General features: G+C 60.7%; 14 protein-coding genes. 12 read left to right on the top strand and 2 right to left on the bottom strand.

Going from position 1 to position 13,673, the window contains the following annotated elements:
- Window positions 1-32: 32 nt before the first annotated feature.
- The 10 genes from QE453_RS01715 to QE453_RS01670 all read left to right on the top strand — a co-directional run bounded on the left by QE453_RS01715 (window position 33) and on the right by QE453_RS01670 (window position 10,540).
- Complete coding sequence (locus QE453_RS01715; protein WP_309776250.1) at window positions 33-1,526, top strand: sugar ABC transporter ATP-binding protein; 1,494 nt, start codon at window positions 33-35, stop codon at window positions 1,524-1,526.
- Complete coding sequence (locus QE453_RS01710) at window positions 1,523-2,467, top strand: ABC transporter permease (RefSeq protein WP_112766216.1); 945 nt, start codon at window positions 1,523-1,525, stop codon at window positions 2,465-2,467. The genes QE453_RS01715 and QE453_RS01710 overlap by 4 nt, the downstream gene beginning before the upstream one ends.
- Before the next feature lies 1 nt (window position 2,468).
- Window positions 2,469-3,437: an ABC transporter permease gene (locus QE453_RS01705; RefSeq protein ID WP_004445396.1), complete on the top strand. Its 969-nt coding sequence runs from the start codon at window positions 2,469-2,471 to the stop codon at window positions 3,435-3,437.
- Window positions 3,438-3,440: 3 nt separating this feature from the next.
- Window positions 3,441-4,463 carry a LacI family DNA-binding transcriptional regulator gene (locus QE453_RS01700; protein ID WP_006698393.1) on the top strand — a complete coding sequence of 341 codons (1,023 nt, stop codon included), beginning with the start codon at window positions 3,441-3,443 and terminating at the stop codon, window positions 4,461-4,463.
- Window positions 4,464-4,496: 33 nt separating this feature from the next.
- Window positions 4,497-5,546, top strand: a complete 1,050-nt coding sequence (locus tag QE453_RS01695) for a sugar phosphate isomerase/epimerase (RefSeq protein WP_006698392.1) — start codon at window positions 4,497-4,499, stop codon at window positions 5,544-5,546.
- A gap of 11 nt (window positions 5,547-5,557) precedes the next feature.
- Window positions 5,558-6,727, top strand: coding sequence for a Gfo/Idh/MocA family oxidoreductase (locus tag QE453_RS01690; protein ID WP_309776249.1), 1,170 nt, complete (start codon window positions 5,558-5,560; stop codon window positions 6,725-6,727).
- Between the two features lie 100 nt (window positions 6,728-6,827).
- Window positions 6,828-7,682 carry a sugar phosphate isomerase/epimerase gene (locus QE453_RS01685; RefSeq protein ID WP_037091376.1) on the top strand — a complete coding sequence of 285 codons (855 nt, stop codon included), beginning with the start codon at window positions 6,828-6,830 and terminating at the stop codon, window positions 7,680-7,682.
- A 149-nt stretch (window positions 7,683-7,831) separates the two neighbouring features.
- Window positions 7,832-9,517, top strand: coding sequence for a GMC oxidoreductase (locus QE453_RS01680; protein WP_112553737.1), 1,686 nt, complete (start codon window positions 7,832-7,834; stop codon window positions 9,515-9,517).
- Window positions 9,517-10,077: a gluconate 2-dehydrogenase subunit 3 family protein gene (locus QE453_RS01675; protein ID WP_309776248.1), complete on the top strand. Its 561-nt coding sequence runs from the start codon at window positions 9,517-9,519 to the stop codon at window positions 10,075-10,077. Before QE453_RS01680 ends, QE453_RS01675 begins: the two co-directional genes overlap by 1 nt.
- A gap of 67 nt (window positions 10,078-10,144) precedes the next feature.
- Entirely contained in the window at window positions 10,145-10,540 is a 396-nt protein-coding gene (locus QE453_RS01670) for a cytochrome c family protein (protein WP_309776247.1), read from the top strand.
- A 68-nt stretch (window positions 10,541-10,608) separates the two neighbouring features.
- On the opposite strand, the gene QE453_RS01665 is transcribed toward QE453_RS01670, so the two are convergent.
- The gene (locus QE453_RS01665) at window positions 10,609-10,995 is read right to left on the bottom strand and encodes a LysR substrate-binding domain-containing protein (RefSeq protein WP_404977878.1); all 387 of its coding nucleotides are present in this window, start codon (window positions 10,993-10,995) and stop codon (window positions 10,609-10,611) included.
- 63 nt (window positions 10,996-11,058) lie between these two features.
- On the opposite strand from QE453_RS01665, the gene QE453_RS01660 reads away from it, so the two are divergent.
- Window positions 11,059-11,544 carry a hypothetical protein gene (locus tag QE453_RS01660; protein ID WP_309776246.1) on the top strand — a complete coding sequence of 162 codons (486 nt, stop codon included), beginning with the start codon at window positions 11,059-11,061 and terminating at the stop codon, window positions 11,542-11,544.
- A gap of 30 nt (window positions 11,545-11,574) precedes the next feature.
- Here QE453_RS01660 and QE453_RS01655 read toward each other — a convergent pair whose 3' ends face one another.
- Window positions 11,575-11,922, bottom strand: a complete 348-nt coding sequence (locus QE453_RS01655) for a hypothetical protein (protein WP_309776245.1) — start codon at window positions 11,920-11,922, stop codon at window positions 11,575-11,577.
- Between the two features lie 165 nt (window positions 11,923-12,087).
- On the opposite strand from QE453_RS01655, the gene QE453_RS01650 reads away from it, so the two are divergent.
- A complete protein-coding gene (locus QE453_RS01650) occupies window positions 12,088-13,518 on the top strand; it encodes an NAD-dependent succinate-semialdehyde dehydrogenase (RefSeq protein ID WP_309776909.1) in 1,431 nt (476 codons plus the stop codon).
- Window positions 13,519-13,673 lie beyond the last annotated feature (155 nt).

The following is a 13,673-nucleotide window of genomic DNA, read 5'->3' as shown; positions in this document are numbered from 1 at the left end:
CGCCTGTGACAAGCATTATTCGGGGACATGCGATGGCGAACGCTTTGGAAGCGGCCGGCATAACGAAGAATTTTGGCGCCGTACGTGCGCTTTCGGACGGCAGGCTGACTGTTGGTCGCGGTGAAATTCACGCGCTGCTGGGCGCCAATGGCTGCGGCAAGAGCACGCTCTGCAAAATCGTTGCGGGCGCGGTGGCGCCGACGAGCGGCACGGTCAAATTCAAGGGCGAAGATGTGCGCTTCAAGAGCCCGCGTGACGCCGAAGACGCCGGTATTGCGCTGTTTTACCAGGAACTCAGCCTTGTTCCGCAGCTTTCGGTTGCCGATAACATCTTTCTCGGCCGGGAGCCGAAACGTGGCATTTTTGTTGACCGTAAGGTGCTGAAAGCCGAGGCGGCAGGGCTGATCGCCCTGTTTGAAGGCGTGGCCGGCGAAGGACTGGAGCCGGATGCGATCGTTGGCACTCTGCCGCCCGATCAGCGCCAGCTCGTCGAAATCCTCAAGGTCTTTGCCCAGAATGCCAGCCTCATGATTATGGATGAGGCTACGGCAGCGCTCGATGGCCGCCAGTCCCAGCGTTTTTTTGAGATACTCCGGGCCAAGAAGGCCGATGGCGTCTCGACCATCATGATTTCCCACCGTCTCGACGAGGTTTTTGCCGTCTGCGACCGCATTACCGTGATGCGAAACGGCGCAACGATTTCCGAGCTCGATACGGCGGCAACCACGCGTGAAGCTGTGGTGCACGATATGGTCGGCGATGTCCGCGCAGCACCTGCCCGCCAGCAGGGACGCGCTGCCGCAACTCCCAGCCTCAAGGTGACGGATGTTACAGGCGAAGGCGTGCGCGGTGTCAGTATTGACGCCTATCCGGGTGAAATCGTCGGTCTGGCCGGCCTGCAGGGGCAGGGACAGTCGGCGCTTTTGAAGGGGCTGTTCGGCGCGACGCCCTTTGCGACGGGCCAGACATGGTTCGATGGCCGTGAAATTACCATCGGCAAGCCATCGCACGCGGTTCACAACGGTTTTGCCTATGTCTCGGGCGACCGCGGGCGTGACGCTTCCCTTCAGGGCCGGTCGATCTTCGAAAATCTCGTCGCGGCCCTGATGGTGCGCGAAAAGATGCGGCTGGTCCGACCCGCCACGCTGAAGCCGCGGGTCCAAAAGGTCGCTGATGATATGAAGACGAAGTTTGCCGGCCTGGATATGGCGATCGGCACGCTTTCGGGCGGCAATCAGCAGAAGATATTCATTTCCCGCTGGCTTGCCACGGCACCGAAACTGCTGCTGCTCGACGATCCGACCAAGGGCATCGATCTCGGCGCGAAGGCCGACCTCTTTGCGCTGATGCGGCAGCAGGCCGATGCCGGCGCGACCATTCTTCTCTACTCCTCGGAGGATGCGGAAATCCTCGAATATGCCGACCGCATTCTTGTGTTCAACGGCGGACGCATCTCTGCGGAACTGACCGGAGCCGACATGACATCTGTAAACATGACCCGCGCCGCTTATGGAGATGCCGCATGAGCGTCTCCGGTTTCCTGCGCAGGCAGCCATGGGTCATCACCCTCGTCGTTCTTGCCGTTCTCGTCGCCGTGAATACGTTTCTGCAACCGTCCTTCGTTCAGCCCTCGGTGCTGCAATCGAACCTGACGACGTTCCTGCCGCTGATCCTGGTCGCCATCGGCCAGACCTATGTCATTCTGGCGGGCGATATAGATTTGTCGGTCGGCAGCATCGTGGCGCTCGCCAATGTCGTCACCGTCAGCGTCATTGCTGCTCTTGGCGGCACGACTGGCGCTGTCTTCGCCGGCATGGCAGCGGGTGTAACCGTTGGGCTACTCTGCGGCCTGGTCAACGGCCTCTTCATTTCGAGCCTGCGTTTCCAGCCGATCGTGACCACCTTCGCGACAGGCATCATCTTTGCCGGGATGGCGATCTGGGTTCTGCCGCAGGCTGGCCTGCCGGTGCCGGAGGCCTATTGGCAGACCTATTCCGGCAGCTTCGTCGGCCTGCCCTTCGTGCTTTGGGTGCTGATTGCCGGCATCGCCTTCACGCTTATCGTGTCGCGTATCCCTTTTCACACGCATCTGCTTGCGGTGGGTGGCAATCGCACCGGCGCCTTCCAGACGGGGCTACGCCTCTCTGGCATCCGTATCGGCGCTTACATGACCTCTGGTCTTTTCTCCGCGCTGGCGGCGCTCTGCCTGACGGGTGAGACGGCCTCCGGCGATCCGCTTCTCGGTGCAAGTCTGGCGCTATCTTCCATCTCTGCGGTGGTCTTGGGCGGTACGGCGCTTTCCGGCGGCTTCGGCAGTTCGACCGGGTCGATCGCGGGCGCGCTGGTGCTGGGCATGATCGGCAATGTGATCTTCTTTGCGGGCCTGCCCTTCGAGTACCAGACACTGGTGCAGGGTCTGATCGTGCTGACGGCTCTGGCCGGTGGCGTTCTGGTGACGAGGCGTTGATATGACCAATCCCGGCTTGCAACTCAAAACCCTTCTCACCGATCCCCTGACCATCGCCATTGGCGCATCGGCTTTCCTGCTGCTTGTCGGCGAATTGTTGTCGCCCGGCTTCGCACAGGGATCGCAGATCGTGCGGCTGCTGACGATTGCCGCCATTCTCGGTATCGTCGCGGCGGGCCAGAATCTCGTTATCCTCGGCGGACGCGAAGGCATCGACCTTTCCGTCGGCGCGATGATCTCGCTCGGCGCGGTGCTTGCCGGCAATATGATGAACGGGCAGAATGCCGGTATTCCCCTTGCCATTCTGGTTGCGGGCGGCATTCCGTTCCTGATCGGCCTCATCAACGGTCTCGGCATCACCTTCGTGCGCATTCCGCCGCTGGTAATGACGCTCGGCATGACGGCGGTCATCCAAGGCGGGCTGGTGGTTTATTCGCAGGGCGTTCCGTCAGGTGCGGCGGCTCCGCTGCTCGCAGGTTTCATCAACCGCCCCCTCATCTTCGGCATTCCCGGTGTACTCTTCGTCTGGCTGGGCATCGCCGCGATCATGCTCTTCGTCCTGCGCCGCACGGCTTTCGGCTTCGCCATTTACGCCATCGGCTCCAACGAGCGGGCGGCGACGCTGGTAGGTCTTCCTGTTCCGCTGATCCGCACGCTGCTTTATGGCCTTTCCGGCCTGTTCGCTGGCCTGACCGGAGTTTGCGTCATCGGCTATACCGGCACGTCCTTCATCTCTGTCGGCGACCAGTATGTGCTTCCGTCGATCATAGCAGTGGTCATTGGCGGCACCTCGCTGGCCGGCGGGGCTGGCGGATATGTCGGAACCATGGCCGGCGCAGTTGCGCTCACCATTCTGCAAAGCGTACTGATAACGCTCAACCTCGATGTATGGGCACGGCAGATCATATTCGGTGTCACGTTGCTAGCGCTGATGCTGCTTTATGGCCGCCAAAAGCAGTTGCGTGTGTGACAGATGAGCAAAGACCACAGTTCGAATATCAGGGAAGTTGCAGCTCTCGCGGGTGTCTCCATCGCGACAGTATCGCGCGCGCTGCAGCAACCCGACAAGGTTCGCCCGGAAACCCGCAAGAAGGTTTTCGATGCCGTTCGGCAGGCGAACTTCGTTCCCAATGCGCAGGCGGCCAGTTTCCGCCGCCAATCCAACAACACCGTCATCCTTCTCGTTCGCGATATCGGCAACCCCTTCTATCTCGAAATCTACAAGGGTGTTGAGGAAGCGGCGGGCGAAGCGGGCTTCAAGGTGCTTATGGGCGATGCCCGCAATGACGAGCACCGTGTGGCGACCCATATCGATATGGTAAGGCAGAAACATGCCGACGGCCTCATCCTGATGACCGGGCAGTTCCCGTCCGAGCTTCTCGATCAGGGCGATGCGCTGCCGCCGATCGTCATCGCGTCGGAGACGGTGCCCGGCCTCGAGCTGCCGACCGTCAAGGTGGACAACCGCGCCGCATCGATGAACGCCGTGCGTCACCTCATGGAAGCGGGACATGAAAGGATCGTGCATCTGGCCGGTCCCGTACCGGAAAGTCTGGCGCAGGAACGTTTCGACGGTTACCGCGCGGCACTTGCGGAGGCCGGCATAGCTTATGCCGACGAACTGGTGGTGACGGGTGATTACAGCATTGAGGCCGGCCGGCAGGCGATTGCGGGTCTTCTCGAAGGCGGCATTGTCTTTACCGCGATCTTCGCATCGAGCGACCAGATGGCGATTGGCGCGATCAGCGAGTTGCGGGGCAGGGGCCTGTCGGTCCCGGGTGACGTTTCCGTCATCGGCTTCGACGATATCATCTTCGCCAATGCCTTTGAGCCGCCGCTGACGACGGTGCGTCAGCCCCGGCAGGAAATGGGCCGAAGGGCCATGGCGCTGATGGTGGACAGGCTTAATGGCAAACGCACCGCCGAGACCATCGTGCTGGATACCGAACTGGTGGTGCGCGGCTCGGTCGCGCCGTGCCGACCGCCGCACCGGTAGCGGCCAGACTGTGAATGCAAGGAGTGTAAGGACATGAAGACGATCAAAGGCCCGGCGATTTTCCTCGCGCAATTTGCCGGAAACGAGGCCCCTTTCGATACGCTCGACAATCTCGGCCAATGGGCGGCTTCGCTCGGCTACAAGGGCATCCAGGTGCCGACCGACCCCAAGCTCTTCGATCTGGAAAAGGCTGCGAAATCCAAGGACTATTGCGACGAGATCAAGGGCCGTCTGGCCGAGATCGGTGTCGAGATCACCGAGCTTTCGACGCATATTCAGGGCCAGCTCGTTGCCGTTCATCCCGCCTATGACGAGATGTTCGACGGTTTCGCTCCGGCCGAACTGCGCGGAAAGCCGCAGGCGCGGCAGGAATGGGCGGTCAATCAGCTGAAATGCGCAGCGAAGGCGTCGCGGCATCTCGGCCTCAAGAGCCATGCGACCTTCTCCGGCGCGCTCGCCTGGCCGTTCGTTTATCCGTGGCCGCAGCGCCCGGCGGGCCTTGTCGAAATGGCCTTTGCCGAGCTCGGCAAGCGCTGGACACCCATTCTCGATGCCTTCGAGGAAAATGGCGTGGATCTCTGCTACGAGCTGCATCCGGGTGAGGACCTGCATGACGGCGTCACCTTCGAGCGATTTCTCGAAGCCACCGGCGACCACGCGCGCGCCAACATCCTCTACGATCCCTCGCATTTCGTGCTGCAGGCGATGGATTATCTCGGCTTCATCGATATCTACCACGAGCGTATCCGCGCCTTCCACGTCAAGGATGCCGAGTTCAATCCAACCGGCCGTTCCGGCGTTTATGGCGGGTATCAAAGCTGGGTCGATCGGCCGGGCCGTTTCCGTTCGCTGGGCGACGGGCATGTCGATTTCGGCGCGGTTTTCTCGAAGCTCACCCAATATGATTTCGATGGCTGGGCGGTGCTGGAATGGGAATGTGCGCTGAAGCACCCGGAAGACGGCGCGCGCGAAGGCGTCGCCTTCATTGAAAACCACATTATCCGTGTGACCGAGCGGGCCTTCGACGATTTCGCCAAGAGCGGCGTCGATGATGCCGCCAATCGTCGCCTTCTCGGCCTCTGAAAGGGATAGCCATGTCTTCCGCACCAAAAAAATTCGACAGCCGCCGTATCCGTCTCGGAATGGTCGGCGGCGGTCAGGGCGCCTTTATCGGTGCGGTGCACCGCATCGCGGCCCGGCTGGATGACCGTTACGAGCTCGTGGCCGGAGCGCTTTCCTCCGATCCCGCGCGTGCGGCCGCTTCGGCAACCCTGCTCGGCATCGCGCCGGAGCGTTCCTATGCCTCATTCGAGGAGATGGCCGCGGCAGAGGCCGGTCGAGACGACGGTATCGAGGCAGTCGCCATCGTGACGCCCAATCACCTCCATTTTGCGCCCTCAAAGGCCTTTCTCGAGGCCGGTATTCACGTCATCTGCGACAAGCCTGTGACCGCGACACTTGAGGAAGCAAAGGCGCTGGCCGAGATCGTCAGGGCGTCCGACAGCCTGTTTGTCCTGACGCATAATTACACCGGCTACGCCATGCTGCGGCAGATGCGGCAGATGGTGGCTGATGGAGCCATTGGCAAACTGCGCCACGTTCAGGCCGAATATGCCCAGGACTGGCTGACCGAGGCGGTTGAGAAGACCGGTGCGAAGGGGGCGGAATGGCGCACCGATCCCAGCCGCTCCGGCGCGGGCGGCGCCATCGGCGATATCGGTACCCACGCCTTCAACGCCGCCGCCTTCGTTACCGGTGAAATCCCGAAGAGTCTTTATGCCGACCTGACCTCTTTCGTGCCGGGCCGGCAGCTGGATGACAGCGCCAATATTCTTTTGCGTTACGAAAGCGGCGCCAAGGGCATGCTTTGGGCAAGCCAGATCGCAGTCGGCAATGAAAACGCGCTGTCGCTGCGGGTCTACGGCGAAAAGGGCGGGCTTGAATGGCACCACCGCGTGCCGGATGAGCTGTGGTTCACCCCTTACGGGGAGCCGAAGCGGCTCATAACCCGCAACGGCGCAGGCGCAGGAGCCGCGGCCAACCGTGTCAGCCGCGTGCCATCGGGGCACCCGGAAGGATATCTCGAGGGTTTTGCGACGATCTACCGCGAAGCCGCAGATGCCATCATCGCCAAAAGGGAGGGAAAAGCAGCCGCCGGGGAGGTGATTTACCCCGGCATGGAGGACGGCCTTGCGGGTCTCGCATTCATCGATGCCGCCGTTCGCTCCAGCCAGACCTCGACCTGGGTCAGTATCGATATCTAGGTCGCAGCCTATCGGAGGAGACGACACAGGGCGCCGAAGGTGGTGCCCAGCAAAGGTACACGTGTCGTCACATTGATCAAACGGAAAGGGAGTTACGCGTTTGAAAACGTTCAAGTCAAAATTCGCAGGCATGGCAGTCGTCGCAGCATTGGCGGCCGGTTTCGCAAATCCGGTTTTTGCCGATGACAGCAAGACCCTGCCGATTGCCGCGCAGATGTATACGCTGCGCAATTCCGGAACGCTGGAGGAGCAGCTGACGATCCTCAACCGCGCGGGCGTTTCCGCGGTGGAAACGGTGGACATGCAGAAGGTCAGCGCCAGCGAATTGAACACGCTTCTCGAAAAGCACAAGATCAAGGTCATTTCCTCGCATGTGCCGATCGACAAGCTGCGCGGCAACCTCGACGAGGTCATCACCGAACAGAAGGCTGTCGGCAACCCTGTCGTGACAGTACCTTTCCTGAAGCCGGAAGACCGACCGAAGGACGCGGCTGGCTGGACCGCCTTCGGCAAGGAACTGGGTGGCTATGCGGACAAGCTGTCCGCTGCGGGCCTTTCCATGGCCTATCACAACCACGACTTTGAAATGGCAAAGTTCGATGGCAAGACGGCGCTGGAACTGTTGCTCGACGCCGCCGGCCCGAAACTGCAGGCCGAAGTCGACGTCGCCTGGGTGGCGCGCAGCGGCAATGATCCCGCAGAATTCCTCGGTACCTTGAAGGGCAAGGTTTTTGCCATCCACGCCAAGGACAATGCACCGGCGGGCACGGCGGAAAACGAACGCGGCTTCGCCATACTCGGCACCGGCACGCTTGACTGGAAGACGATCCTGCCGGCGGCCAAACATGCCGGCGCAAAATGGTTCATCCTCGAGCACGACCTTCCGCTCGATGCCGAAGCGGTCGTAACCAAGGGCAACGCGTTCCTCAACGAACACCTGCCGACCATTCAGTAAACGCTGCCAGTAAAACCAGAACCGCTCCCCGGCGGCCGGTTTCGGCGGGGAGCATGAGGTTCGACAGACGCATGTCCATTTTCCGCCGCGCCGCGACGGGAAGCGCTTTGCCCTGTCGTTTTTTCCAAGCTCACATCGGAGGAGTTATCATGGCAAACAATCATTATGATGCGATTGTTGTCGGCTCGGGCATCAGTGGAGGCTGGGCCGCAAAGGAACTCACGCAGAAGGGCCTGAAGGTTCTGATGCTGGAGCGTGGCCGCAATATCGAACACGTCACCGACTATCAGAATGCCGACAAGGAAGCCTGGGACTATCCCCATCGCAACCGCGCCACGCAGGAAATGAAGGCGAAATATCCCGTTCTCAGCCGCGATTATCTGCTGGAAGAGGCGACGCTTGGCATGTGGGCCGATGAGCAGGAAACGCCCTATGTCGAGGAAAAGCGGTTCGACTGGTTCCGCGGTTATCATGTCGGCGGCCGCTCGCTGCTGTGGGGACGCCAGACCTACCGCTGGTCGCAGACCGATTTCGAGGCCAATGCGAAAGAAGGCATCGCCGTTGACTGGCCGATCCGTTATGAGGACGTGTCCCCCTGGTATGACTACGTCGAGCGCTTCGCCGGCATTTCAGGCAGCCGCGAGGGGTTGGATATCCTTCCTGACGGGGAATTCCTGCCGCCCATTCCTCTCAATTTCGTGGAGCAGGATGTCGCAAGCCGGCTGAAGAAGGCGTTCAAGGGCACGCGCCACCTCATCAATTCGCGCTGCGCCAACATCACCCAGGAACTTCCCGATCAGGAACGCACGCGCTGTCAGTTCCGCAACAAATGCAGGCTGGGCTGTCCCTTCGGCGGCTATTTCAGTACGCAGGCATCCACCCTGCCGGCAGCGGTCGCTACGGGAAATCTCACGCTTCGTCCCTTCTCCATCGTCAAGGAAATCCTGTATGACAAGGACAAGAAGAAGGCACGCGGTGTCGAGATCATCGATGCCGAGACAAACCTGACCTATGAATATACCGCCGACATCATCTTCCTGAACGCATCGACGCTGAACTCGACCTGGGTGCTGATGAACTCGGCCACCGATGTCTGGGAAGGCGGGCTTGGCAGCAGCTCCGGCGAACTCGGCCATAATGTTATGGATCACCATTTCCGCATGGGCGCCACCGGCCAGGTGGAAGGTTTCGAGGACTTCTATTTCAAGGGCCGCCGTCCGGCGGGCTTCTACATTCCGCGGTTCCGCAATACCGGTGACGACAAGCGCAAATATCTGCGCGGTTTCGGTTATCAGGGCTCCGCCAGCCGGTCGCGCTGGGAGCGGGAGATCGCGGAACTGAATATCGGCGCCGATTACAAGGAAGCGCTGACCGAGCCGGGTGGCTGGACCATCGGCATGACCGCCTTCGGTGAAATGCTGCCCTATCATGAGAACCGCGTGAAGCTGGATCATGAGAAGAAGGACAAGTGGGGCCTGCCGGTCCTTTCCATGAATGTCGAGATGAAGCAGAACGAACTCGACATGCGCGAAGACATGGTCAATGACGCCGTCGAGATGTTCGAGGCGGTTGGCATCAAGAACGTCAAGCCCAGTCGTGGCAGCTATGCACCGGGCATGGGCATTCACGAAATGGGAACGGCCCGCATGGGACGTGACCCGAAAACCTCTGTCCTTAACGGCAACAACCAGGTCTGGGATGCGCAGAACGTCTTCGTCACCGATGGCGCCTGCATGACTTCGGCCTCCTGCGTCAACCCGTCCTTGACCTATATGGCGCTGACGGCGCGTGCGGCCGATTTCGCCGTTTCCGAACTGAAGAAGGGGAACCTGTGATGAACAGACGCGAACTGCTGAAACTCATAGCCGTTGCGACCGGCCTGCCGCTGATCGGTGCGGATATCCTGACAGCCGCCGAAAACGCTTCCAGGCCCGCCGGGGGTGCCCATGTCTTTACCCCCGAGGAAATCCGCTTTCTGGACGAGGTGGCGGAAACCATCATTCCGCGCACCTCCACGCCGGGCGCGAAGGACGCGGAAGTCGGTGCATTCATGGCCGTCTATGCGGCCGATTGCTACACTGACGAACAGCGGACACTCTTCCTTTCGGCCATTTCCGATATTGAGAAACGCAGTCAGGCCGAACACGGGAAGGCCTTTGTGGATTTGACCGCCGAACAGCGCCAGGCGCTGCTTTCTGTGCTGGACAAACAGGCCAAAGCGGAACAGTCGCCGGCAAAACCGCATGCTTTCACGCTGGTCAAGCAGCTGACACTGCTTGGTTTCTTCACCTCGAAGATCGGCGCCACGGAAGTTCTCGTCTATGACGAGATTCCCGGTGGCTTCGAGGATCGCGTTCCCTACAAGAAGGGCACGCCTGCCTGGGGCACGACCTGAAGAAAATCGCCGACCCGTCTGCTTCCGCGGACGGGTCGTACTCAAGCGGCAAGACAAGGATGACACGATGCGCAAAATAACAATCATCGCGGCGGCAATGTTTGCCGCAAGCGCCATTCCTGCTTTTTCGGAGGGCGATGTTGCCAAGGGCGAGGCCGTCTTCAAGCGGTGTTCCGCCTGTCACGCCATCGGTGAGGGCGCTAAAAACAGGGTCGGCCCGCAGCTTAACGGGATTATCGGCCGCGCGGCGGGCGGCGTGCCGGACTATACTTACTCGGCTGCGATGAAAAAAGCGGGCGAGGAAGGCCTCGTCTGGGCGCCGGAAGAATTGCGGGCATTCCTGAGCGCGCCCAAAAAGAAAATCCCTGGCAACAAGATGGCGCTGGCCGGCATCGGCAAGCCGGAAGATCTGGACAATCTCATTGCCTATATTGAAAGCGCGGCTTCGAAACCTGCAGAGTGATGGCGGCCGAGGCGGGGGAGGATAGGCTGGTCCTCCTTCCGGCTGCTGCCGGGAGAGGACGGCCAATGTCATAGAACCCGCCCCGCTTCCTCGATGAATCTTCGCACCAGCGGCAGATGTCGTCTTTCGGCAAGGCAGATCGCATATTCATCGATGAGTTCGGTGGCATCGCAGAGCGGCACGAAGGAAAGGCGCGCGTCGTGACCGAATTCCAGATCGGCCACCACGCCGCATCCCACACCGTTGGCGATGGCTTCTCGCACGCCCTCGCGGGAGGAGATTTCTATGACGGGCTGGATGGAGATACCGTGATCGGCAAGGTTCTTTTCGAAGATTTCGCGGGTGCGCGATCCCCGCTCTCGCATGACGAAGGACAGGCCTTCAAGCTCTGCCACGAAGACGCTCTCCCGCGCCGCCAGCGGGTGAAAGACGGGCACGCACAGGCCAAGCCGCATGCTGAGGAATTTGACGCTATAGAGGCGCGGATCATCAGGTGCACGGGCGGTAATGGAAAAGACATGCTGGAAGGCGGTGACGGCAACGACACGCTGCTGGCCGGTGCCGGCAACGACATGGTGGATGCGGGCGCTGGCAACGACCGTGTTGTTGCTGGTGACGGCAACGACATCGTCGAGGGCGGCGCCGGCAATGATGTTCTCCACGGCGGTGCTGGCAACGACCAGCTGAACGGCGGATCGGGCGATGACACGCTGATCGGCGGGGCGGGCAACGATGTGCTGACCGGTGGCAGTGGTGCGGATACCTTCGTTTTCGCGGCCGGCAGCGGCCGGGATGTGGTGACGGACTTCCAGGCCGGCGCTGACGGCAAGGATGTCGTCGAACTCTCGAAGGACGTCTTTGCGGATTACCAGGCGTTTATCGCCTCCGGGGTCTTCACGGATGGCGACCACGGTGCCGAGATCGCCTTCAAGGACGGGTCGACGATTACCTTCGATGGTGTGAAGACCGAGCAATTCGTCATCGACGACTTCCGCTTCGCGTAAACCACCAGGGCGCGTCCATCCGGGTGCCCTTCAAATCGCGCCAAACCCGCCGATTTCGGCGGGTTTGTGCTTGAGGGAGCCTGGCATGAGTGGCCCACCCTGTCGGCAAAGACGAAGTAAGAAAACGTCTTCGTCATTGGCCCCCCGGGGGCCGGAGAGCACGCTGTCGCCAATATTGCTGCAGCGGACGTGCTGACCGGCGCTGGCGCTGGACGCGATCGCCCATATTCGGACGGCGACCTGTTGGATGGCCAGCGTCGAACCAGCTGTCGGGGAATATCTCAAATCATAATCGATGTAGGGGAGGGCGGTTTTCATCGCCGATGCGTGTGATGACTCATGAATTTTCTTGATCGATTGTCGGAAATGCACGCGCAAGATTGACGTTTTTCCGGTGCGGCGCTACCACCTGTGCCGGTGCCCGTCAGCCGACGGTCATTCGCTGAAATAGCGGCTGGTCGGCGTGCTCGGGTTGTCGTGTCAAAGGGGGAACCGTCCTTGTCGCTTTATCCTGTTCTCCTCGGCAGGCTTGCCCGGCCGGATCTGTTTTCCGATCTTGCAGGCATCGCTCTCGGCGGCAAGGCTTGGTCGGGCGCGGAATTCGATGTTTTAAATCCTTCGACCGGTGCGCTGCTTGCGCGGCTGCCGGATATGGGGCCCTTGGAAACCCGGGACGCGATCGATCGCGCGGATGAAGCACAGGGCGTGTGGCAGAGCCTGCCGGCCAAGGATAAGAGCGCGGTGATGCGCCGCTGGCACCAACTGATTAGTCTCCATTCGGACGACCTCGCAACGATCCTGACGGCAGAAATGGGTAAACCGCTGACGGAAGCAAAATCCGAAGTCGCCCATGCCGCTGCTTACGTGCAATGGTATGCCGAGGAGGCGAACCGCATCTATGGCGAAACGATTTCCGCCCCTTCCAACGATCGGCGGATGCTGGTTATCAAGCAGCCGGTGGGCGTGGTCGGCACCATCACGCCGTGGAATTTCCCAGCATCCATGGTCGCCCGCAAGATTTCGCCCGCACTTGCCGCCGGCTGTGCCATCGTATTGAAACCAGCGGAACAGACGCCGCTGGTGGCAGGGGCAATGTTCGTGCTCGCGCGGCTTGCCGGTTTTCCGGAGGGGGCGCTTAACCTTATCTATGCCAGTCACGGTGCCGATGTCGGTGCGGAATTGTGCACCAATGCCAGGATACGCAAGATCAGCTTCACCGGCTCAACCGAAGTCGGGCGGCTGCTGATGAGCCAATGCGCGCCGCAGATAAAGAAGCTCAACCTCGAATTGGGCGGCAATGCACCCTTCATCGTTTTTGACGATGCCGATATTGATGAAGCCGTGGAAGGCGCCATTCAGGCGAAATTCCGCAATGGCGGCCAAACCTGTGTTTCGGCCAATCGCATCTATGTCCAGTCGGCGGTTCACGATGAGTTTTCGGAAAAATTCGTTGCGCGGGTGGCAGAATTGAAGGTTGGCGACGGCTTCGATCCCGAGGTGACCATCGGTCCGATGATCGACAGCCACGCCATCGACAAGATCGAGGCACATCTGGCCGACGCCAGCGCAAGAGGCGGCTCAATAAGGTGCGGCGGCAAGCGTGTCGGCAATGGCGGAACCTTTTTCGAACCAACGGTCCTCACCGGCGTCACCAGCGCGATGCGGGTGGCGCAGGAAGAGACTTTCGGACCTTTAGCGCCGATCATCCGTTTCGACGATGCGGAGCAGGTTGTGCGTGAAGCCAATGACACGATCTACGGTCTGGCTGCCTATTTCTACGCCTCCAATCTCAAGCGCGTGTGGCGTGTTGCCGAAGCCCTGGAATATGGCATGGTCGGTATCAATACCGGCCGCATGTCGTCGGAAGCAGCTCCTTTCGGTGGTGTCAAACAATCCGGCATCGGCCGCGAAGGCTCGCGCCACGGCATGGAGGATTATCTTGAAATGAAATATCTCTGCATGGGCGGCATATAGCGGCCGGCCGTCACGGGTTCCCGTGGATCATCGCCCTCAGTAACATTTGTGCGCCAGCGACGCTGGCTGCGATCAGCCTGTCGTTCATCAACGAGAAACGCAGGGTGGGCTGGTGAAGCAGCATCCCTTTACGAAACCGATGGCCGCCATGGGAA

Source organism: Agrobacterium sp. SORGH_AS_0440, from assembly GCF_031453135.1.
GTDB lineage: Bacteria > Pseudomonadota > Alphaproteobacteria > Rhizobiales > Rhizobiaceae > Agrobacterium > Agrobacterium pusense.
The sequence above is the reverse complement of the archived record's forward strand: the minus strand, read 5'-3'. Positions and strand labels throughout refer to the sequence as shown.

What these genes read in the sequence shown, in the direction of transcription:
- QE453_RS01695 (WP_006698392.1), top strand. Translation starts at nt 4,497, where the DNA reads ATGAAGACGATCAAAGGCCCGGCGATTTTCCTCGCGCAATTTGCCGGA.
- QE453_RS01670 (WP_309776247.1), top strand. Translation starts at nt 10,145, where the DNA reads ATGCGCAAAATAACAATCATCGCGGCGGCAATGTTTGCCGCAAGCGCC.
- QE453_RS01680 (WP_112553737.1), top strand. Translation starts at nt 7,832, where the DNA reads ATGGCAAACAATCATTATGATGCGATTGTTGTCGGCTCGGGCATCAGT.
- QE453_RS01710 (WP_112766216.1), top strand. Translation starts at nt 1,523, where the DNA reads ATGAGCGTCTCCGGTTTCCTGCGCAGGCAGCCATGGGTCATCACCCTC.
- QE453_RS01665 (WP_404977878.1), bottom strand. Translation starts at nt 10,995, where the DNA reads ATGCGGCTTGGCCTGTGCGTGCCCGTCTTTCACCCGCTGGCGGCGCGG.
- QE453_RS01705 (WP_004445396.1), top strand. Translation starts at nt 2,469, where the DNA reads ATGACCAATCCCGGCTTGCAACTCAAAACCCTTCTCACCGATCCCCTG.
- QE453_RS01675 (WP_309776248.1), top strand. Translation starts at nt 9,517, where the DNA reads ATGAACAGACGCGAACTGCTGAAACTCATAGCCGTTGCGACCGGCCTG.
- QE453_RS01700 (WP_006698393.1), top strand. Translation starts at nt 3,441, where the DNA reads ATGAGCAAAGACCACAGTTCGAATATCAGGGAAGTTGCAGCTCTCGCG.
- QE453_RS01715 (WP_309776250.1), top strand. Translation starts at nt 33, where the DNA reads ATGGCGAACGCTTTGGAAGCGGCCGGCATAACGAAGAATTTTGGCGCC.
- QE453_RS01660 (WP_309776246.1), top strand. Translation starts at nt 11,059, where the DNA reads ATGCTGGAAGGCGGTGACGGCAACGACACGCTGCTGGCCGGTGCCGGC.
- QE453_RS01690 (WP_309776249.1), top strand. Translation starts at nt 5,558, where the DNA reads ATGTCTTCCGCACCAAAAAAATTCGACAGCCGCCGTATCCGTCTCGGA.